Origin of the sequence: Klebsiella sp. BIGb0149 (assembly GCF_004362605.1) — a bacterium.
Lineage (GTDB): Bacteria > Pseudomonadota > Gammaproteobacteria > Enterobacterales > Enterobacteriaceae > Klebsiella > Klebsiella terrigena.
Map to the genome: position 1 here is coordinate 1 of NZ_SNYG01000015.1, position 20,555 is coordinate 20,555.

Sequence of the window (20,555 nt, forward strand, 5' to 3'; positions counted from 1 at the left end):
TAGTGTGGGGTCTCCCCATGTGAGAGTAGGGAACTGCCAGGCATCAAACAAACAGAAAAACCTCATGCGAAAGCATGGGGTTTTTTTGTTGTCTGACGTTTGTCGGTAAGCGCTCTCCTGAGGAGGACAAATTCGTCGGGAACGAATTTGCACAGCACGCCGTGCTGCCCGGAGGGTGGCGGGCAGGAGGCCCGGCATACAACGGCCAGGCAAACAAACAAAAAAACCTCATGCGCAGGCATGGGGTTTTTTTGTTGTCTGCGGTTTAAGGAAAAGCGGCCGGACGCCGCCCGGATCGGGCGCTGGGCGCCGCGATCCGGGAATATCCAGCGACCAGCGACCAAACCGAACAAGCCTTCCCCTGACATATACGGTAAACTAGTGCAGATTTTGCATCAGGAAGCCACTATGAATCACTCCCTTAAACCCTGGAATACCTTTGGCATCGATCGTACAGCCAAAGCAATTGTGCGCGCCGAAAATGAGCAACAGCTACTGTCTGCCTGGCAGGATGCCACCGCAGAGGAACAGCCGGTCTTAATCCTCGGGGAAGGAAGCAACGTGCTCTTTCTAAAGGATTATTCTGGTACGGTCATTATCAACCGCATCCTGGGGATTGAGGTTACAGAAACGCCTGAAGCCTGGCATCTACACGTTGGGGCAGGGGAGAACTGGCACCATCTGGTGCAGTTTACTTTAGATAAAGAAATGCCGGGCCTGGAGAATCTTGCCTTGATCCCTGGCTGCGCTGGCTCTTCACCCATTCAAAATATTGGTGCTTATGGCGTCGAGCTCCAGCGTGTCTGCCTGTATGTCGACTGTATTGAGCTGGCAACCGGGCACAAACAGCGGCTTTCGGCCAACGAGTGCCGTTTTGGCTACCGGGATAGTATCTTCAAACATGAATATCAGGATCGCTATGCCATAGTGGCCGTTGGCCTCAGGTTGCCTAAAGTCTGGCAGCCGGTGCTGACCTATGGCGATTTGGCCCGTCTTGACCCAAAGACCGTGACGCCTCGACAGGTATTTGATGCTGTTTGCCATATGCGAATGACCAAGCTTCCCGATCCAAAGGTAAATGGTAACGCCGGCAGCTTCTTTAAAAACCCGGTAATTAGCGCGGAGAAAGGGCATGAATTGCTGGCCGCTTTCCCAAATGCGCCGCACTATCCGCAGGCGGATGGCAGCATCAAGCTGGCCGCTGGATGGCTTATCGATCAATGCCAGCTCAAAGGGAAAACCATCGGTGGTGCGGCAGTACATCGCCAGCAGGCGCTGGTATTAATCAATGACCATCATGCAACCAGCGATGATGTGATCGATCTTGCTCACTACGTCCGCCAGCGGGTTGGCGAGATGTTCAACGTCTGGCTGCAGCCCGAAGTCCGCTTTATTGGCGCAACCGGTGAAGTTAACGCTGAGGAGGCGATTGCATGAGGGACAACACCATTCCCCTGACCCTGATATCTATTCTGGCTGACGGCGAGTTTCATTCCGGCGAGCAGCTTGGCGAACGTCTGGGAATGAGCCGGGCTGCAATCAATAAGCATATTCAGACGCTGCGCGACTGGGGAGTTGATGTCTTTACCGTCCCAGGTAAAGGCTACAGCCTTCCGGAACCGGTTCAATTACTAAATGAAGAGCTGATTGCCGGACAGATCGATCAGGGCCGCGTCACCGTGCTGTCGGTGATTGATTCCACAAACCAGTATTTATTGGACAGGCTTAACGAGCTTCAGTCTGGCGATGCCTGTGTTGCGGAATATCAGCAGGCTGGGCGCGGTCGCCGCGGGCGCAAGTGGTTCTCACCCTTCGGTGCGAATCTCTATCTTTCCATCTACTGGCGACTGGAGCAGGGACCTGCCGCAGCGGTAGGCTTGAGCCTGGTGATTGGCATTGTTATTGCTGAGGTACTTCAGAGCCTCGGCGCCGATAAGGTTCGCGTCAAGTGGCCAAACGATCTGTACCTTCAGGACCGGAAGCTGTCCGGCATCCTGGTGGAGTTGACGGGAAAAACGGGCGATGCGGCGCAGATAGTGAGCGGTGCAGGGATCAACCTGGCGATGCGGCGCGTGGAGTCTGATGTGGTCAATCAGGGCTGGATTAGCCTGCAGGAAGCCGGAGTCTCTATCGACCGTAATGCGCTGGCCGCGCGCCTGATTAAAGAGCTACGGGCGGGACTGCAGCTATTTGAACAGGAAGGGCTGGCTCCTTACTTGTCGCGCTGGGAAAAATTAGATAATTTCCTCAATCGCCCGGTTAAGCTTATTATCGGAGATAAAGAGATCTTCGGGATTTCACGTGGCATCGATACTCAGGGAGCATTATTACTTGAGCAGGATGGGGTGATTAAACCATGGGTTGGCGGTGAAATATCGCTACGCAGCGCCGAATAAATAACAGGGAGCCGAGGCTCCCTTTTTTATTTCCGCAAGCGGACCTGGTCGACCGAATGGTTGGCACTCTTGGTCATTATCAGACTCGCTCTTTCACGAGTTGGCAGGATATTTTCTTTTAGATTCAGTAGGTTGATCTCATTCCACAGCGATGTGGCTATATTGACTGCTTCATCTTTCGAGAGCTTTGCGTAATTATGGAAATACGAGTCAGGATCGGTAAATGCGCCTTCACGGAATTTTAGAAAACGATTGATATACCAGCTCCGCAGCATTTCTTCCGGCGCATCAACATATATAGAAAAATCAACGAAATCAGAAACAAATACATGATGCGGATCGTGTGGATAATCCATCCCGCTTTGTAAAACATTTAATCCTTCAAGAATTAAAATGTCCGGCTGGGAAACCGTCTTATCGCCATCGGGAATAACATCATAAATCAGGTGTGAATAGACCGGGGCTTTAGCGTTGGCGATGCCTGATTTCAGATCGGAGACGAACTTGACCAGCCGGTGCATATCATAAGATTGCGGGAAGCCCTTCTTCTTCATCAGGCCGCGTTCTTTCAATACGGCATTAGGATGCAGGAAGCCATCGGTGGTGATCAGTTCAACGTGCCGATGCTCTGGCCAGCGGCTAAGCAGCGCCTGCAGCACGCGCGCGGTTGTACTTTTACCTACCGCGACGCTACCGGCGATGCTGATGATATACGGAATACGCTGACCGTTAGTACCAAGAAACTGTTCCAGTACGGCCTGACGACGCAGGTTGGAACTGATATAGAAATTAAGCAAACGCGACAGCGGCAAATAAATTTCCGCGACTTCCTCCAGCGAAAGATCTTCGTTGATGCCTTTTAACCGCGTGATTTCTTCCTCTGTTAGCGTCATCGGGACGGAATCACGAAGTGCAGCCCATTGGTTGCGGTTAAATTGTAGATAAGGTGTCATTAACGTTTGCTCTTTTTTGCTCATAAGCATTTTCTTACCATCGCCAAATTAAAGACAGGCGCAGATGCTTCACATAAGTTAATCAGGACAATGGGCAGGAGGGTAACACCAGATTGCAGGGAATAATAAGAAAAAAACGCATTGAATGATGCTTTCTCACGCCAACATCACAAGAGTGAAATTTGTGAATAAAGGACGTCAAAGCTCATGCGGGGCAAACGGCGGCGGGCAGTAAACGCCGATGATGCAGTCAACGAGTCGCTCAGGCCAATCAGCTATCCATTATATAGCAGAGAGCAAAGCGACTTTATTGTGCCGGGGACGCGGCAAAAGCGATGCCGCCGCAGCAAAATGCGTCCCTTGCCTATCCGCAGCGGGCTTTGAATGGAAATATTGCGAGAGGAATGGTGTTTTTTTGTTCTTCATCGATTGAAATTACACCGCTTTTTGGTGTTTGAGAGCAAAATATGAGCGATAGAACGATTTATGCAATTTTTTAGTTGCATGAATCCGCAGGTCTCCCTAAAATGCGCGCTACTTGATGCCGACTTAGCTCAGTAGGTAGAGCAACTGACTTGTAATCAGTAGGTCACCAGTTCGATTCCGGTAGTCGGCACCATCAAGTGCCTGGTGGGGTTCCCGAGCGGCCAAAGGGAGCAGACTGTAAATCTGCCGTCATCGACTTCGAAGGTTCGAATCCTTCCCCCACCACCATCTTTCGGCAACGCTTTGCGGAGCCAGAGTTGATTGGTTAAGCTAATCAGCTCAAACAAAGAAAAGAGATAACTCTCTTTTTTTTGTTATAGAAAGAACTGGGTAGCCGAGTTTCAGGATGCGGGCATCGTATAATGGCTATTACCTCAGCCTTCCAAGCTGATGATGCGGGTTCGATTCCCGCTGCCCGCTCCAGACGTGCTGATATGGCTCAGTTGGTAGAGCGCACCCTTGGTAAGGGTGAGGTCCCCAGTTCGACTCTGGGTATCAGCACCACTTCTTTATCTCTCCTTCCCTGTTTCTCTCTATTCTATTGCATTCAACAAGTCGGGCATGTTGCCTGGTTGATGTGGTGATATCACCGATTTATCCGTGTCTTAGAGGGACAATCGATGTCTAAAGAAAAGTTTGAACGTACAAAACCGCACGTTAACGTCGGTACTATCGGCCACGTTGACCATGGTAAAACAACGCTGACTGCTGCAATCACTACCGTTCTGGCTAAAACCTACGGTGGTTCTGCGCGCGCATTCGACCAGATCGATAACGCACCGGAAGAAAAAGCTCGTGGTATCACCATCAACACTTCCCACGTTGAATATGACACCCCGACTCGCCACTACGCACACGTAGACTGCCCGGGCCACGCCGACTATGTTAAAAACATGATCACCGGTGCTGCTCAGATGGATGGCGCGATCCTGGTTGTTGCTGCGACTGACGGCCCGATGCCGCAGACTCGTGAGCACATCCTGCTGGGTCGTCAGGTAGGCGTTCCGTACATCATCGTGTTCCTGAACAAATGCGACATGGTTGATGACGAAGAGCTGCTGGAACTGGTAGAGATGGAAGTTCGTGAACTGCTGTCTCAGTACGATTTCCCGGGCGACGACACTCCGATCATCCGTGGTTCTGCTCTGAAAGCGCTGGAAGGCGATGCAGAGTGGGAAGCTAAGATCGTTGAACTGGCTGGCTACCTGGATTCTTACATCCCGGAACCAGAACGTGCTATCGACAAGCCGTTCCTGCTGCCTATCGAAGACGTATTCTCCATCTCCGGCCGTGGTACCGTTGTTACCGGTCGTGTAGAGCGCGGTATCGTTAAAGTTGGCGAAGAAGTTGAAATCGTTGGTATCAAAGACACCGCTAAGTCTACCTGTACCGGCGTTGAAATGTTCCGCAAACTGCTGGACGAAGGCCGTGCTGGTGAGAACGTTGGCGTTCTGCTGCGTGGTATCAAACGTGAAGAAATCGAACGTGGTCAGGTACTGGCTAAGCCGGGTTCTATCAAGCCGCACACCAAATTCGAATCTGAAGTTTACATCCTGTCCAAAGATGAAGGCGGCCGTCATACTCCGTTCTTCAAAGGCTACCGTCCGCAGTTCTACTTCCGTACAACTGACGTGACTGGCACCATCGAACTGCCGGAAGGCGTAGAGATGGTAATGCCGGGCGACAACATCAAAATGGTTGTTACCCTGATCCACCCGATCGCGATGGACGACGGTCTGCGTTTCGCAATCCGTGAAGGCGGTCGTACCGTTGGCGCGGGCGTTGTTGCTAAAGTTCTCAGCTAATCGCTGATAACATTTGACGCAATGCGCAATAAAAGGGCATCATTTGATGCCCTTTTTGCACGCTTTCGAACCAGAACCTGGCTCATCAGTGATTTTTTTTGTCATAATCATTGCTGAGACAGGCTCTGTAGAGGGCGTTAAATCCGAAACGCAGCAGAGCATTTCGGTTTGGTTGCCTCGCTCTCGCGGGGCAAAATTATTTGTCTGAATTCTTGTGACAGGTTGGTTTATGAGTGCGAATACCGAAGCTCAAGGGAGCGGGCGCGGCCTGGAAGCGATGAAGTGGACGATCGTTGCCGTGCTGCTGATTGTGGCCATCGTAGGCAACTTCCTTTATCGTGACATTATGCTGGCAGTGCGTGCGCTGGCCGTGGTGATTCTGATCGCTGCTGCCGGTGGCGTCGCGCTGTTAACCACAAAAGGTAAGGCGACCGTAGCTTTCGCCCGTGAAGCGAGAACCGAAGTCCGCAAGGTAATCTGGCCTACTCGCCAGGAAACGTTGCACACCACGCTGATTGTTGCCGCGGTAACTGCGGTAATGTCACTGATCCTGTGGGGACTGGATGGTATTCTGGTTCGCCTGGTATCCTTTATCACTGGCCTGAGGTTCTGAGATGTCTGAAGCTCCTAAAAAACGCTGGTACGTCGTTCAGGCGTTTTCCGGTTTTGAAGGTCGCGTAGCTACCTCGTTGCGTGAACATATCAAATTACACAATATGGAAGAGTTGTTTGGCGAAGTCATGGTTCCGACCGAAGAAGTGGTCGAAATCCGTGGTGGCCTGCGCCGCAAGAGCGAGCGCAAATTCTTCCCGGGTTACGTTCTGGTCCAGATGGTGATGAACGACGCAAGCTGGCACCTGGTGCGCAGCGTACCGCGTGTGATGGGCTTTATCGGCGGTACATCCGACCGTCCTGCGCCGATCAGCGACAAAGAAGTCGACGCGATCATGAACCGTCTTCAGCAGGTTGGCGATAAGCCGCGTCCTAAAACGCTGTTCGAGCCGGGCGAAATGGTCCGCGTCAGCGATGGTCCGTTTGCTGACTTCAACGGCGTTGTTGAAGAAGTTGACTACGAGAAGTCCCGCCTGAAGGTTTCTGTTTCGATCTTTGGCCGTGCGACTCCGGTCGAGCTGGACTTTGCTCAGGTAGAAAAAGCCTAAGCGACGATCAAAAAAGCAGCGATTTAATCGTTGCATGAGGCGCGAAATTGACATACAATTTCGCGCCTTTTGTTTTTATGGACCCTGTGTCCGTAAGACGATATTGATAACGGGGAGCCTTTCTAAAGGCGTTATACCCAAACGAGGAAATTTAAATGGCTAAGAAAGTACAAGCCTACGTCAAGCTGCAGGTTGCAGCTGGTATGGCAAACCCGAGCCCGCCGGTTGGTCCAGCACTGGGTCAGCAGGGTGTGAACATCATGGAATTCTGTAAAGCGTTCAACGCCAAAACAGAATCTCTGGAAAAAGGTCTGCCGACTCCGGTTGTTATTACCGTTTACGCTGACCGTTCCTTTACCTTTGTTACCAAGACCCCGCCGGCTGCCGTTCTGCTGAAGAAAGCTGCAGGCATCAAGTCTGGTTCCGGTAAGCCGAACAAAGATAAAGTAGGTAAAATTTCCCGCGCTCAGCTGCAGGAAATCGCGCAGACCAAAGCTGCCGACATGACTGGTTCTGACATTGAAGCGATGACTCGCTCCATTGAAGGTACTGCACGTTCCATGGGCCTGGTAGTAGAGGATTAAGAAATGGCTAAACTGACCAAGCGTATGCGCGTGATCCGTGACAAAGTTGATGTGACTAAACAGTACGACATCAACGAAGCTATTGCTCTGCTGAAAGAGCTGGCCACCGCTAAATTTACCGAAAGCGTAGACGTTGCCGTTAACCTCGGCATCGACGCTCGTAAATCTGACCAGAACGTCCGTGGTGCAACAGTACTGCCGAACGGTACCGGTCGTTCCGTTCGCGTAGCCGTATTTGCCCAGGGCCCGAACGCTGAAGCTGCTAAAGCTGCAGGCGCCGAGCTGGTAGGTATGGAAGATCTGGCAGACCAGATCAAAAAAGGCGAAATGAACTTCGACGTTGTTATTGCTTCCCCGGATGCAATGCGCGTTGTTGGCCAACTGGGCCAGGTTCTGGGGCCGCGCGGCCTGATGCCAAACCCGAAAGTGGGTACCGTTACTCCGAACGTTGCTGAAGCTGTTAAGAACGCTAAAGCAGGTCAGGTTCGCTATCGTAACGACAAAAACGGCATCATCCACACCACCATCGGTAAAGTGGACTTTGACGCTGACAAACTGAAAGAAAACCTGGAAGCCCTGCTGGTTGCGCTGAAAAAAGCAAAACCGACTCAGGCAAAAGGCGTTTTCATCAAGAAAGTTAGCCTCTCCACCACCATGGGTGCTGGCGTTGCCGTTGATCAGGCTGGTCTGAGCGCTTCTGCGAACTAAGATTAGCTTTACGTGGGCGGTGGATTTGTCTACAATTCTACCCCCACGATTCTGTTGAAATAAACAGAGGCTATGCGAGTTATTCGAATTGCAGCAAGGCGGCAATTGAGTGAATCGCCGGGAGCGTAGTTGACTACGTGACCGGTGTGAGTGAAAGCAGCTAGCGCAGCTGTGGTTCGAAGAACGAAGACATAGAAAGAATTTGTTCGTTGGAGCCTGGCCTATCCAGGCCTCCGTCGAAGACCGCAGGTGTTTCGCAAGAAACTTAATGCCCTGCGTAGACGGTGACAGAACGCTAAGATTATTTTTGGATACTCTGGCTTGTTTCTGCTCACCGTATTAAGACGCTCTATTCGTTGAATAGAGTGAAGTGAGTTCCAGAGCATGAGCTCTGGCAAACATCCAGGAGCAAAGCTAATGGCTTTAAATCTTCAAGACAAACAAGCGATTGTTGCTGAAGTCAGCGAAGTAGCCAAAGGCGCGCTGTCTGCAGTAGTTGCGGATTCCCGTGGCGTTACTGTAGATAAAATGACTGAACTGCGTAAAGCAGGTCGTGAAGCTGGCGTTTACATGCGTGTTGTCCGCAACACCCTGCTGCGCCGCGTCGTTGAAGGTACTCAGTTCGAGTGCCTGAAAGACACGTTTGTTGGTCCGACCCTGATTGCATACTCTATGGAACACCCGGGCGCTGCCGCTCGTCTGTTCAAAGAGTTCGCGAAAGCGAATGCAAAATTCGAGGTTAAAGCCGCAGCCTTTGAAGGCGAGCTGATCCTGGCGTCGAATATCGACCGCCTGGCAACTCTGCCGACCTACGACGAAGCAATTGCACGCCTGATGGCAACCATGAAAGAAGCTTCGGCTGGCAAACTGGTTCGCACTCTGGCTGCTGTACGCGATGCGAAAGAAGCTGCTTAATCGCAGATTTCTTTATAAAGCACTCGCTTACGTATAAACTTATTCTGATATTCAGGAACAATTTAAATGTCTATCACTAAAGATCAAATCATTGAAGCAGTATCCGCTATGTCCGTAATGGACGTTGTTGAGCTGATCTCTGCAATGGAAGAAAAATTCGGTGTTTCCGCTGCTGCTGCTGTAGCTGTAGCTGCTGGCCCGGCTGAAGCTGCTGAAGAAAAAACTGAATTCGACGTAATTCTGAAAGCTGCTGGCGCTAACAAAGTTGCTGTAATCAAAGCAGTACGTAGCGCAACTGGCCTGGGTCTGAAAGAAGCTAAAGACCTGGTAGAATCTGCACCTGCTGCCCTGAAAGAAGGCATCAGCAAAGATGACGCAGAAGCACTGAAAAAATCTCTGGAAGAAGCTGGCGCTGAAGTTGAAGTCAAATAAGCCAACCTTTCCGGTTGCAGCCTGAGTAATCAGGCTGATGGCTGGTGACTATTTAGTCACCAGCCTTTTTGCGCTGTAAGGCGCCAGTAGCATTTCACACTGTTTGACTGCTGGTTGTCCTGACAATGCATGTTTCTATCGACGACTTAATATACTGCGACAGGGTGCTCGCTCTGTGTAAATCGCGACGAAATGGTTTAAGCGTGATAGCAACAGGTATTGCGGAAAGTGTTCCATTTTCCGGTCCACAAAATAGTGTTGCATAAAAAACTGCCTTTCTGAGGCAGACGGGTCGACTTGTCAGCGAGCTGAGGAACCCTATGGTTTACTCCTATACCGAGAAAAAACGTATTCGTAAGGATTTTGGTAAACGTCCGCAGGTTCTGGACATACCTTATCTCCTTTCTATCCAGCTTGATTCGTTCCAGAAGTTTATCGAGCAAGATCCTGAAGGGCAATATGGTCTGGAAGCAGCCTTCCGTTCCGTGTTCCCGATTAAAAGCTACAGCGGTAATTCCGAGCTGCAATACGTCAGCTACCGCCTGGGCGAACCAGTATTTGATGTTAAAGAGTGTCAGATCCGTGGCGTGACCTATTCGGCACCGCTGCGCGTAAAACTGCGTCTGGTGATCTACGAGCGTGAAGCGCCGGAAGGCACCGTTAAAGACATCAAAGAACAAGAAGTCTACATGGGCGAAATTCCGCTCATGACCGACAACGGTACCTTTGTTATCAACGGTACCGAGCGTGTTATCGTTTCTCAGCTGCACCGTAGCCCGGGCGTCTTCTTTGACAGTGACAAAGGTAAGACTCACTCTTCCGGTAAGGTCCTGTATAACGCACGTATCATCCCTTACCGCGGTTCCTGGCTGGACTTCGAGTTCGATCCGAAAGACAACCTGTTTGTCCGTATCGACCGTCGTCGTAAGCTGCCGGCAACGATCATCCTGCGCGCGCTGAATTACACCACTGAGCAGATCCTTGACCTGTTCTTCGAAAAAGTGGTCTTTGAAATTCGCGACAACAAGCTGCAGATGGAGCTGATTCCGGAGCGTCTGCGTGGTGAAACCGCGTCCTTCGACATCGAAGCTAACGGTAAGATCTACGTCGAAAAAGCACGCCGTATTACCGCTCGTCATATCCGCCAGCTGGAAAAAGACGATATTAAGCTTATCGAAGTTCCGGTTGAATACATTGCGGGTAAAGTTGCTGCTAAAGACTATGTCGATACAGCGACCGGCGAACTGATCTGCCCGGCGAACATGGAGCTGAGCCTCGATCTGCTGGCCAAACTGAGCCAGTCCGGTCATAAGCGCATCGAAACTCTGTTCACCAACGATCTCGATCACGGTGCGTACATCTCTGAAACCGTACGCGTCGACCCGACCAACGATCGTCTGAGCGCGCTGGTAGAAATCTACCGCATGATGCGCCCGGGTGAGCCGCCGACTCGTGAAGCGGCTGAAAACCTGTTTGAGAACCTGTTCTTCTCCGAAGACCGCTACGATCTGTCCGCGGTTGGTCGTATGAAGTTCAACCGTTCTCTGCTGCGTGACGAAATTGAAGGTTCCGGTATCCTGAGCAAAGACGACATCATTCAGGTGATGAAGAAGCTCATCGGTATCCGTAACGGTATTGGCGAAGTCGATGATATCGACCACCTCGGCAACCGTCGTATCCGTTCCGTTGGCGAAATGGCGGAAAACCAGTTCCGCGTTGGCCTGGTTCGCGTAGAGCGTGCGGTTAAAGAGCGTCTGTCCCTGGGCGATCTGGATACCCTGATGCCTCAGGATATGATCAACGCCAAGCCGATTTCCGCAGCAGTGAAAGAGTTCTTTGGTTCCAGCCAGCTGTCTCAGTTTATGGACCAGAACAACCCGCTGTCCGAGATTACGCACAAACGTCGTATCTCTGCCCTCGGCCCAGGTGGTCTGACCCGCGAACGCGCAGGCTTTGAAGTTCGAGACGTACACCCGACTCACTACGGTCGCGTATGTCCAATCGAAACGCCTGAAGGCCCGAACATCGGTCTGATCAACTCCCTGTCCGTGTACGCACAGACTAACGAATACGGCTTCCTTGAGACTCCGTATCGTAAAGTGACTGACGGCGTTGTCACCGACGAAATTCATTACCTCTCTGCTATCGAAGAAGGTAACTACGTCATCGCTCAGGCGAACTCCAACCTGGATGACGAAGGCCACTTTGAAGAAGACCTGGTAACGTGCCGTAGTAAAGGCGAATCCAGCTTGTTCAGCCGCGACCAGGTTGACTACATGGACGTATCCACCCAGCAGGTGGTTTCCGTCGGTGCGTCCCTGATCCCGTTCCTGGAACACGATGACGCCAACCGTGCATTGATGGGTGCGAACATGCAACGTCAGGCGGTTCCGACTCTGCGCGCTGATAAGCCGCTGGTTGGTACCGGTATGGAACGTGCTGTTGCCGTTGACTCCGGTGTTACTGCGGTTGCTAAACGTGGCGGTACCGTTCAGTACGTGGATGCATCCCGTATCGTTATCAAAGTTAACGATGATGAGATGTACCCGGGCGAAGCCGGCATCGACATCTATAACCTGACCAAGTACACCCGTTCTAACCAGAACACCTGCATCAACCAGATGCCTTGCGTGTCCCTGGGTGAGCCAATTGAGCGCGGCGACGTGCTGGCAGACGGTCCGTCCACCGACCTCGGTGAACTGGCTCTCGGTCAGAACATGCGCGTAGCGTTCATGCCGTGGAACGGCTACAACTTCGAAGACTCCATCCTCGTCTCCGAGCGTGTGGTTCAGGAAGATCGTTTCACCACGATTCATATCCAGGAACTGGCGTGCGTGTCCCGTGACACCAAGCTGGGGCCGGAAGAGATCACCGCTGATATCCCGAACGTGGGTGAAGCTGCGCTCTCTAAACTGGACGAATCCGGTATCGTTTACATCGGTGCAGAAGTGACCGGCGGCGACATTCTGGTTGGTAAGGTCACACCGAAAGGTGAAACCCAGCTGACGCCAGAAGAGAAACTGCTGCGCGCGATCTTCGGTGAGAAAGCGTCTGACGTTAAAGACTCTTCTCTGCGCGTACCAAACGGTGTTTCCGGTACCGTTATCGACGTTCAGGTCTTTACCCGCGACGGCGTTGAGAAAGACAAACGTGCGCTGGAAATCGAAGAAATGCAGCTGAAGCAGGCGAAAAAAGACCTGTCTGAAGAACTGCAGATCTTCGAAGCTGGCCTGTTTGGTCGTATCTACGCGGTGCTGGTCTCCGGCGGCGTTGAAGCTGAGAAGCTCGACAAGCTGCCGCGTGACCGCTGGCTGGAACTGGGCCTGGCCGACGAAGAGAAACAAAATCAGCTGGAGCAGCTGGCTGAGCAGTACGACGAACTGAAACACGAGTTCGAGAAAAAACTCGAAGCGAAACGCCGTAAAATTACTCAGGGCGACGATCTGGCACCTGGCGTGCTGAAGATTGTTAAAGTGTATCTGGCCGTTAAACGTCAGATTCAGCCTGGTGATAAAATGGCAGGCCGTCACGGTAACAAGGGTGTTATCTCTAAGATCAACCCGATCGAAGATATGCCTTACGATGAAAACGGCACGCCGGTAGACATCGTACTGAACCCGCTGGGCGTACCGTCTCGTATGAACATCGGTCAGATTCTGGAAACCCACCTGGGTATGGCTGCGAAAGGCATCGGCGAGAAAATCAACGCCATGCTGAAACAGCAGCAGGAAGTCGCCAAGCTGCGCGAATTCATCCAGAAAGCGTACGATCTGGGTACAGACGTTCGCCAGAAGGTTGATTTGAATACCTTCACCGATGATGAAGTTCTGCGTCTTGCTGAAAACCTGAAAAAAGGTATGCCGATCGCAACGCCGGTATTCGACGGTGCGAAAGAGTCTGAAATCAAGGAACTGTTACAGCTGGGTGGCCTGCCGACTTCCGGTCAGATTACCCTGTTCGACGGTCGTACCGGCGAGCAGTTCGAACGCCAGGTTACCGTCGGCTATATGTACATGCTGAAACTGAACCACCTGGTTGATGACAAGATGCATGCGCGTTCTACCGGTTCTTACAGCCTGGTTACTCAGCAGCCGCTGGGTGGTAAGGCTCAGTTCGGTGGTCAGCGCTTCGGTGAGATGGAAGTATGGGCGCTGGAAGCTTACGGCGCGGCATACACCCTGCAGGAAATGCTTACCGTCAAGTCTGATGACGTTAACGGTCGTACCAAGATGTATAAAAACATCGTGGACGGCAACCATCAGATGGAACCGGGCATGCCGGAATCCTTCAACGTACTGTTGAAAGAGATTCGCTCGCTGGGCATCAACATCGAACTGGAAGACGAGTAACTCTCGCTCAAACAGGTCACTGGTGCCGGGGTCATACCCGGCGCCAGATTGTGCTAACTCCGACGGGAGCAAATCCGTGAAAGATTTATTAAAGTTTCTGAAAGCGCAGACTAAAACCGAAGAGTTTGATGCGATCAAAATTGCTCTGGCCTCGCCAGACATGATCCGTTCATGGTCTTTCGGTGAAGTTAAAAAGCCGGAAACCATTAACTACCGTACGTTCAAACCAGAACGTGACGGCCTTTTCTGTGCGCGTATTTTCGGGCCAGTAAAAGACTACGAGTGCCTGTGCGGTAAGTACAAGCGCCTGAAACACCGTGGTGTGATCTGTGAGAAGTGCGGCGTTGAAGTGACCCAGACTAAAGTGCGTCGTGAGCGCATGGGCCACATCGAGCTGGCGTCTCCGACCGCCCACATTTGGTTCCTGAAGTCGCTGCCGTCCCGTATCGGCCTGCTGCTGGATATGCCGCTGCGTGATATCGAACGCGTTCTGTACTTCGAATCCTATGTGGTTATCGAAGGCGGGATGACGAACCTCGAACGCAACCAGATCCTGACTGAAGAGCAGTATCTGGACGCGCTGGAAGAGTTCGGTGACGAGTTCGACGCGAAGATGGGCGCCGAAGCTATTCAGGCCCTGCTGAAGAGCATGGATCTGGAGCAGGAATGCGAGCAGCTGCGTGAAGAGCTGAACGAAACCAACTCCGAAACCAAGCGTAAAAAGCTGACCAAGCGTATCAAACTGCTGGAAGCTTTCGTTCAGTCTGGCAACAAGCCTGAGTGGATGATCCTGACCGTTCTGCCGGTTCTGCCGCCAGATCTGCGTCCGCTGGTTCCGCTGGATGGTGGTCGTTTCGCGACTTCTGACCTGAACGATCTGTATCGTCGCGTCATTAACCGTAACAACCGTCTGAAACGTCTGCTGGATCTGGCTGCGCCGGATATCATCGTACGCAACGAAAAACGTATGCTGCAGGAAGCGGTTGACGCCCTGCTGGATAACGGTCGTCGCGGTCGTGCTATCACCGGTTCGAACAAACGTCCTCTGAAATCTTTGGCCGATATGATCAAAGGTAAACAGGGTCGTTTCCGTCAGAACCTGCTGGGTAAACGCGTTGACTACTCCGGTCGTTCTGTTATCACCGTAGGTCCATACCTGCGTCTGCATCAGTGCGGTCTGCCGAAGAAAATGGCGCTGGAGCTGTTCAAACCGTTCATCTACGGCAAGCTGGAACTGCGTGGTCTTGCTACCACCATTAAAGCTGCGAAGAAAATGGTTGAGCGCGAAGAAGCCGTCGTTTGGGATATCCTGGACGAAGTTATCCGCGAACACCCGGTACTGCTGAACCGTGCACCAACCCTGCACCGTTTGGGTATCCAGGCATTTGAGCCGGTACTGATCGAAGGTAAAGCTATCCAGCTGCACCCGCTGGTCTGTGCGGCATATAACGCCGACTTCGATGGTGACCAGATGGCTGTTCACGTACCGCTGACGCTGGAAGCCCAGCTGGAAGCGCGTGCGCTGATGATGTCTACCAACAACATCCTGTCCCCGGCGAACGGCGAGCCTATCATCGTTCCGTCTCAGGACGTTGTACTGGGTCTGTACTACATGACCCGTGACTGTGTTAACGCCAAAGGCGAAGGCATGGTGCTGACTGGCCCGAAAGAAGCTGAGCGTATTTATCGCGCTGGCCTGGCCTCTCTGCATGCGCGCGTTAAAGTGCGTATCACCGAATACGAAAAAGATGAAAACGGCCAGTTCGTAGCGAAAACCAGCCTGAAGGACACGACCGTTGGCCGTGCGATTCTGTGGATGATCGTGCCTAAAGGTCTGCCGTTCACTATCGTGAACCAGGCGCTGGGTAAGAAAGCGATCTCCAAAATGCTGAACACCTGCTACCGTATTCTGGGCCTGAAACCGACCGTTATTTTTGCGGACCAGACGATGTACACCGGCTTTGCTTATGCAGCGCGTTCAGGTGCATCCGTTGGTATTGATGACATGGTCATCCCGGAGAAAAAACACGAGATCATCAGCGAAGCGGAAGCTGAAGTTGCTGAAATCCAGGAACAGTTCCAGTCCGGTCTGGTTACCGCTGGCGAACGCTACAACAAAGTTATCGATATCTGGGCTGCGGCGAACGATCGTGTATCCAAAGCGATGATGGATAACCTGCAAACCGAAACCGTTATTAACCGTGACGGCGTCGAAGAGCAGCAGGTTTCCTTCAACAGCATCTACATGATGGCCGACTCCGGTGCGCGTGGTTCTGCGGCACAGATTCGTCAGCTGGCTGGTATGCGTGGTCTGATGGCGAAGCCGGATGGCTCCATCATCGAAACGCCGATCACCGCGAACTTCCGTGAAGGTCTGAACGTACTCCAGTACTTCATCTCCACGCACGGCGCGCGTAAAGGTCTGGCGGATACCGCACTGAAAACAGCGAACTCCGGTTACCTGACTCGTCGTCTGGTTGACGTTGCACAGGACCTGGTTGTTACTGAAGACGACTGTGGCACCCTGGAAGGCATTACCATGACCCCGGTTATCGAGGGTGGTGATGTTAAAGAGCCGCTGCGCGATCGCGTACTGGGTCGTGTGACCGCTGAAGACGTACTGAAGCCGGGTACTGCGGATATTCTGGTTCCACGCAACACGCTGCTGCACGAGCACTGGTGTGACCTGCTGGAAGAGAACTCCGTTGACTCCGTCAAAGTGCGTTCCGTCGTATCCTGTGACACCGACTTTGGTGTATGTGCGCACTGCTACGGTCGTGACCTGGCGCGTGGCCACATCATCAACAAAGGTGAGGCTATCGGCGTTATCGCAGCACAGTCCATCGGTGAGCCGGGTACACAGCTGACGATGCGTACGTTCCACATCGGTGGTGCGGCATCTCGTGCGGCTGCTGAATCCAGCATCCAGGTGAAAAACAAAGGTAGCATCCGTCTTAGCAACGCTAAATCGGTTGTCAACTCTGCCGGCAAGCTGGTAGTGACCTCACGTAACACCGAACTGAAGCTGATCGACGAATTCGGTCGTACCAAAGAGAGCTATAAAGTTCCTTACGGTGCGGTGATGGGTAAAGGTGATGGTGAGCAGGTTGCTGGCGGCGAAACCGTAGCAAACTGGGATCCGCACACCATGCCGGTTATCACTGAAGTAAGTGGTTTCATCCGCTTTACTGACATGATTGACGGCCAGACCATTACTCGTCAGACCGACGAGCTGACCGGTCTGTCTTCGCTGGTGGTTCTGGATTCTGCAGAGCGTACGGCGGGTGGTAAAGACCTGCGTCCGGCCCTGAAAATCGTTGATGCTAACGGTAATGACGTTCTGATCCCTGGCACCGATATGCCTGCGCAGTACTTCCTGCCGGGTAAAGCGATCGTCCAGCTGGAAGATGGTATCCAGATCAGTGCGGGTGACGCACTGGCGCGTATTCCTCAGGAATCCAGCGGTACCAAGGATATCACCGGTGGTCTGCCGCGCGTTGCTGACCTGTTCGAAGCGCGTCGCCCGAAAGAGCCGGCAATTCTGGCAGAAATCAGCGGTATCATCTCCTTCGGTAAAGAAACCAAAGGTAAACGTCGTCTGGTCATCACTCCGTTAGACGGTAGCGATCCATACGAAGAGATGATTCCGAAATGGCGTCAGCTGAACGTGTTTGAAGGTGAACGTGTAGAACGTGGTGACGTGGTTTCCGACGGTCCGGAAGCGCCGCACGACATTCTGCGTCTTCGTGGCGTACACGCGGTAACGCGTTATATCACCAACGAAGTACAGGACGTTTACCGTCTGCAAGGCGTTAAGATTAACGATAAGCACATCGAAGTTATCGTTCGTCAGATGCTGCGTAAAGCGACTATCGACAGTGCCGGTAGCTCCGACTTCCTGGAAGGCGAGCAGGTTGAATACTCCCGCGTCAAGATTGCTAACCGCGATCTGGAAGCGAATGGCAAAGTTGCGGCAACTTACTCCCGCGACCTGCTGGGTATCACCAAAGCGTCTCTGGCAACCGAATCGTTCATCTCTGCGGCATCGTTCCAGGAGACTACCCGTGTCCTGACCGAAGCAGCCGTTGCGGGCAAACGCGACGAACTGCGTGGCCTGAAAGAGAACGTCATCGTGGGTCGTCTGATCCCGGCTGGTACCGGCTATGCGTACCACCAGGATCGTATGCGCCGCAAGGCAGCTGGCGAACAGCCTGCTGCACCGCAGGTCACCGTTGAAGAAGCTTCTGCCAACCTGGCAGAGCTGCTGAACGCGGGTCTGGGCGGTTCAGACAACGATTAATCGTTGACGCTGTGCTAAAAAAGCCAGTCAGGTCTCCTGACTGGCTTTTTTTATTCTTACGCTGCCGCATCAGCGCGTTATTTTATTTAATCTATATTTGATTACATTCCATTAATAGCTAAGCAGCAATTAAGCCTTATTCTATTAATATAAACCCCGCCAGCTGCTCCTGTTTTTATTCCATAGTAAATATATGGGTAAAAGTTCTACGCGTATCAAAAAATTAAAAATCAAAAAAGGTATAGTCAAAAAATCCGGATAATCAGGTGATTGCGCCTTTCCTTATTTTCAGTTCTCACCCGCTGAGGCGCCGCCTCGTCTATTTAAAACGCCATCGAGGAGGCCGCTAAATAAGAATGAGACGACCGCGATAGATGTTTTCGACCTAATAGAGTGGTTCTGGGGGATGCATGGAATTTGCTATACAACTCGTCATTATCTTAGTGTGTTTGTTTTATGGAGCCCGAAAAGGCGGGATTGCGCTGGGCCTTTTAGGCGGCATCGGGCTGGTTATTTTAGTCTTTGTCTTCCATCTTCAGCCGGGAAAACCGCCGGTTGATGTCATGCTGGTGATTATTGCGGTAGTAGCCGCTTCGGCGACGTTACAGGCTTCCGGCGGGTTAGACGTGATGCTGCAGATTGCCGAAAAGCTTCTGCGGCGTAATCCAAAGTACGTGTCAATCGTCGCGCCATTTGTGACCTGTACGTTGACTATCCTTTGCGGCACCGGCCACGTGGTCTATACCATCCTGCCAATTATCTATGACGTCGCGATTAAGAATAATATTCGTCCCGAGCGTCCTATGGCGGCAAGCTCCATTGGCGCACAGATGGGTATTATCGCCAGCCCGGTTTCCGTTGCGGTCGTTTCGCTGGTGGCAATGCTCGGTAACTTTACGTTTAACGGCAAGCATCTGGAGTTTCTCGATCTGCTGGCGATCACCATCCCGTCAACCCTGCTGGGAATTCTGGCGATCGGTATATTTAGCTGGTTCCGCGGCAAGGATTTGGATAAAGACGAAGAGTTCCAGGCGTTTATCGCCACACCGGAAAACCGCCACTATGTATACGGCGATACCGCGACGCTGCTGGACCGCAAGCTGCCGGCCAGTAACTGGGTGGCGATGTGGATCTTCCTGGCGTCGATTGCCGTGGTAGCCCTGCTGGGCGCGTTCTCCGAGCTGCGGCCCGCTTTCGACGGCAAGCCGCTGTCGATGGTGCTGGTTATCCAGATGTTTATGCTGCTTTCCGGGGCGCTCATCATCATCATCACCAAAACCAATCCGGCCTCTATTTCTAAAAATGAGGTATTTCGCTCGGGAATGATCGCCATTGTGGCGGTATACGGCATTGCATGGATGGCGGAGACCATGTTTGGTGCGCACATGTCGGAGATTAAGGGCGTGCTGGGCGAGATGGTAAAAGAGTATCCGTGGGCCTACGCTATTGTCCTGCTGATTGTCTCCAAATTCGTCAACTCCCAGGCGGCGGCGCTGGCGGCGATTGTCCCGGTTGCGCTGGCGATTGGCGTCGACCCGGCCTATATCGTGGCGTCCGCGCCGGCGTGCTACGGTTATTATATTCTGCCAACCTATCCCAGCGACCTGGCCGCTATTCAGTTCGACCGCTCGGGCACGACCCGAATCGGCCGCTTTGTCATTAACCACAGCTTTATTTTGCCGGGGTTGATTGGCGTCAGCGTCTCGTGCGTATTTGGCTGGATATTTGCCGCGCTCTACGGATTTCTGTAATAAAAAAAGCAGGTGCCGAACGGGCACCTGCTGCATAAAGCGGTTTCATTTACTGCGGAATACGGCGATACAGTTCGATCATATCGGTCGCCAGATCCTGGATGACCATCGCGTTCATCAGGTGGTCCTGAGAGTGAACGGTAATCAGGTTGACCGGAAGCTTGCCGGACCCTTCATCCAGACCGATAAGCTGGGTCTGGATTTTATGCGCGTGCTTCACAAATTCATGAGATTCTGCCATCGCCTGCTCGGCGGCGGCAAAATCGCCTTTGCGCGCCAGCTGCAGTGCGGTTAATGCAGAGCTACGCGCTGAACCGGCGTTAACCAGCAGCTCCATAATGATCGTTTCTAAATCTTCCATCTCTTACTCCATCAACTTCAGGGCTTTATCCAGAACGGCATCGCCTTTCATCATGCCGTAATCCATCATATCGATAACGGCAACTTTTTTACCGAACGGATCGGCCAGCGCCTGTAGTTTCGCCTGCTCGTATTTCACCTGAGGGCCCAGCAGGATAATATCGGCAGCGGCCAGATTGTCTTTAAATTCAGCAACCGGCACGGCTTTAATCGAGACTTCCACCCCTTTCTGCTGCGCGGCAGCTTGCATACGTTGAACCAGCATGCTGGTGGACATACCTGCGGCACAGCATAAAACGATATTCTTCATAGTTCGTCGCCTTTATGTTCCTTGATGTACCATCTTTAGCGCGGGC

General features: G+C 52.3%; 15 protein-coding genes and 4 tRNA genes. 16 read left to right on the forward strand and 3 right to left on the reverse strand.

Annotated features, from left to right (window positions below; genetic code table 11):
- The first annotated feature begins 408 nt into the window (after positions 1-408).
- The gene (murB, locus tag EDF75_RS26805; protein ID WP_133601469.1) at positions 409-1,437 is read left to right on the forward strand and encodes a UDP-N-acetylmuramate dehydrogenase; all 1,029 of its coding nucleotides are present in this window, start codon (positions 409-411) and stop codon (positions 1,435-1,437) included.
- Positions 1,434-2,396, forward strand: coding sequence for a bifunctional biotin--[acetyl-CoA-carboxylase] ligase/biotin operon repressor BirA (birA, locus tag EDF75_RS26810; protein ID WP_041143533.1), 963 nt, complete (start codon positions 1,434-1,436; stop codon positions 2,394-2,396). The genes murB and birA overlap by 4 nt, the downstream gene beginning before the upstream one ends.
- Positions 2,397-2,422: 26 nt before the next feature.
- On the opposite strand, the gene coaA is transcribed toward birA, so the two are convergent.
- A complete protein-coding gene (gene coaA, locus EDF75_RS26815; RefSeq protein WP_128879336.1) occupies positions 2,423-3,373 on the reverse strand; it encodes a type I pantothenate kinase in 951 nt (316 codons plus the stop codon).
- Between the two features lie 519 nt (positions 3,374-3,892).
- Here coaA and EDF75_RS26820 point away from each other — a divergent pair.
- The 14 genes from EDF75_RS26820 to EDF75_RS26890 all read left to right on the forward strand — a co-directional run bounded on the left by EDF75_RS26820 (position 3,893) and on the right by EDF75_RS26890 (position 19,839).
- Positions 3,893-3,968: transfer RNA gene (locus EDF75_RS26820), tRNA-Thr, on the forward strand.
- A 10-nt stretch (positions 3,969-3,978) separates the two neighbouring features.
- Positions 3,979-4,063, forward strand: a tRNA-Tyr gene (locus EDF75_RS26825).
- Positions 4,064-4,183: 120 nt separating this feature from the next.
- Positions 4,184-4,258: transfer RNA gene (locus EDF75_RS26830), tRNA-Gly, on the forward strand.
- A gap of 5 nt (positions 4,259-4,263) precedes the next feature.
- Positions 4,264-4,339: transfer RNA gene (locus tag EDF75_RS26835), tRNA-Thr, on the forward strand.
- A gap of 116 nt (positions 4,340-4,455) precedes the next feature.
- Positions 4,456-5,640: an elongation factor Tu gene (gene tuf / locus EDF75_RS26840; RefSeq protein ID WP_041142972.1), complete on the forward strand. Its 1,185-nt coding sequence runs from the start codon at positions 4,456-4,458 to the stop codon at positions 5,638-5,640.
- Between the two features lie 229 nt (positions 5,641-5,869).
- Positions 5,870-6,253, forward strand: a complete 384-nt coding sequence (gene secE, locus EDF75_RS26850; protein ID WP_041143536.1) for a preprotein translocase subunit SecE — start codon at positions 5,870-5,872, stop codon at positions 6,251-6,253.
- Between the two features lies 1 nt (position 6,254).
- On the forward strand, positions 6,255-6,800 hold the full coding sequence (gene nusG / locus EDF75_RS26855; protein ID WP_041143537.1) for a transcription termination/antitermination protein NusG: 546 nt from the start codon (positions 6,255-6,257) through the stop codon (positions 6,798-6,800).
- A 155-nt stretch (positions 6,801-6,955) separates the two neighbouring features.
- Positions 6,956-7,384: a 50S ribosomal protein L11 gene (rplK, locus tag EDF75_RS26860; RefSeq protein WP_041143538.1), complete on the forward strand. Its 429-nt coding sequence runs from the start codon at positions 6,956-6,958 to the stop codon at positions 7,382-7,384.
- 3 nt (positions 7,385-7,387) lie between these two features.
- Positions 7,388-8,092: a 50S ribosomal protein L1 gene (gene rplA, locus EDF75_RS26865; RefSeq protein ID WP_133601470.1), complete on the forward strand. Its 705-nt coding sequence runs from the start codon at positions 7,388-7,390 to the stop codon at positions 8,090-8,092.
- A gap of 417 nt (positions 8,093-8,509) precedes the next feature.
- A complete protein-coding gene (gene rplJ / locus EDF75_RS26870; protein ID WP_041143540.1) occupies positions 8,510-9,007 on the forward strand; it encodes a 50S ribosomal protein L10 in 498 nt (165 codons plus the stop codon).
- A 66-nt stretch (positions 9,008-9,073) separates the two neighbouring features.
- Entirely contained in the window at positions 9,074-9,439 is a 366-nt protein-coding gene (gene rplL / locus EDF75_RS26875; protein WP_004118416.1) for a 50S ribosomal protein L7/L12, read from the forward strand.
- 320 nt (positions 9,440-9,759) lie between these two features.
- On the forward strand, positions 9,760-13,788 hold the full coding sequence (gene rpoB / locus EDF75_RS26880; protein WP_123706645.1) for a DNA-directed RNA polymerase subunit beta: 4,029 nt from the start codon (positions 9,760-9,762) through the stop codon (positions 13,786-13,788).
- Positions 13,789-13,864: 76 nt separating this feature from the next.
- Positions 13,865-18,088, forward strand: coding sequence for a DNA-directed RNA polymerase subunit beta' (rpoC, locus tag EDF75_RS26885; protein ID WP_123706644.1), 4,224 nt, complete (start codon positions 13,865-13,867; stop codon positions 18,086-18,088).
- A gap of 410 nt (positions 18,089-18,498) precedes the next feature.
- Positions 18,499-19,839, forward strand: coding sequence for an anaerobic C4-dicarboxylate transporter (locus EDF75_RS26890; protein WP_133601471.1), 1,341 nt, complete (start codon positions 18,499-18,501; stop codon positions 19,837-19,839).
- A 49-nt stretch (positions 19,840-19,888) separates the two neighbouring features.
- Here EDF75_RS26890 and EDF75_RS26895 read toward each other — a convergent pair whose 3' ends face one another.
- Complete coding sequence (locus EDF75_RS26895; protein WP_041143544.1) at positions 19,889-20,200, reverse strand: PTS lactose/cellobiose transporter subunit IIA; 312 nt, start codon at positions 20,198-20,200, stop codon at positions 19,889-19,891.
- A 3-nt stretch (positions 20,201-20,203) separates the two neighbouring features.
- Positions 20,204-20,509 (reverse strand): PTS sugar transporter subunit IIB, encoded by a 306-nt coding sequence (locus tag EDF75_RS26900; RefSeq protein ID WP_041143545.1) that lies wholly within the window; start codon positions 20,507-20,509, stop codon positions 20,204-20,206.
- Between the last annotated feature and the right edge of the window lie 46 nt (positions 20,510-20,555).

Bases quoted from the DNA above. Each gene is read 5' to 3' on its own strand.
- birA (WP_041143533.1), top strand. From the start codon at position 1,434: ATGAGGGACAACACCATTCCCCTGACCCTGATATCTATTCTGGCTGAC.
- nusG (WP_041143537.1), top strand. From the start codon at position 6,255: ATGTCTGAAGCTCCTAAAAAACGCTGGTACGTCGTTCAGGCGTTTTCC.
- rpoB (WP_123706645.1), top strand. From the start codon at position 9,760: ATGGTTTACTCCTATACCGAGAAAAAACGTATTCGTAAGGATTTTGGT.
- EDF75_RS26890 (WP_133601471.1), top strand. From the start codon at position 18,499: ATGGAATTTGCTATACAACTCGTCATTATCTTAGTGTGTTTGTTTTAT.
- EDF75_RS26895 (WP_041143544.1), bottom strand. From the start codon at position 20,200: ATGGAAGATTTAGAAACGATCATTATGGAGCTGCTGGTTAACGCCGGT.
- EDF75_RS26900 (WP_041143545.1), bottom strand. From the start codon at position 20,509: ATGAAGAATATCGTTTTATGCTGTGCCGCAGGTATGTCCACCAGCATG.
- coaA (WP_128879336.1), bottom strand. From the start codon at position 3,373: ATGAGCAAAAAAGAGCAAACGTTAATGACACCTTATCTACAATTTAAC.
- rplL (WP_004118416.1), top strand. From the start codon at position 9,074: ATGTCTATCACTAAAGATCAAATCATTGAAGCAGTATCCGCTATGTCC.
- secE (WP_041143536.1), top strand. From the start codon at position 5,870: ATGAGTGCGAATACCGAAGCTCAAGGGAGCGGGCGCGGCCTGGAAGCG.
- rplA (WP_133601470.1), top strand. From the start codon at position 7,388: ATGGCTAAACTGACCAAGCGTATGCGCGTGATCCGTGACAAAGTTGAT.
- tuf (WP_041142972.1), top strand. From the start codon at position 4,456: ATGTCTAAAGAAAAGTTTGAACGTACAAAACCGCACGTTAACGTCGGT.
- rplJ (WP_041143540.1), top strand. From the start codon at position 8,510: ATGGCTTTAAATCTTCAAGACAAACAAGCGATTGTTGCTGAAGTCAGC.
- murB (WP_133601469.1), top strand. From the start codon at position 409: ATGAATCACTCCCTTAAACCCTGGAATACCTTTGGCATCGATCGTACA.
- rplK (WP_041143538.1), top strand. From the start codon at position 6,956: ATGGCTAAGAAAGTACAAGCCTACGTCAAGCTGCAGGTTGCAGCTGGT.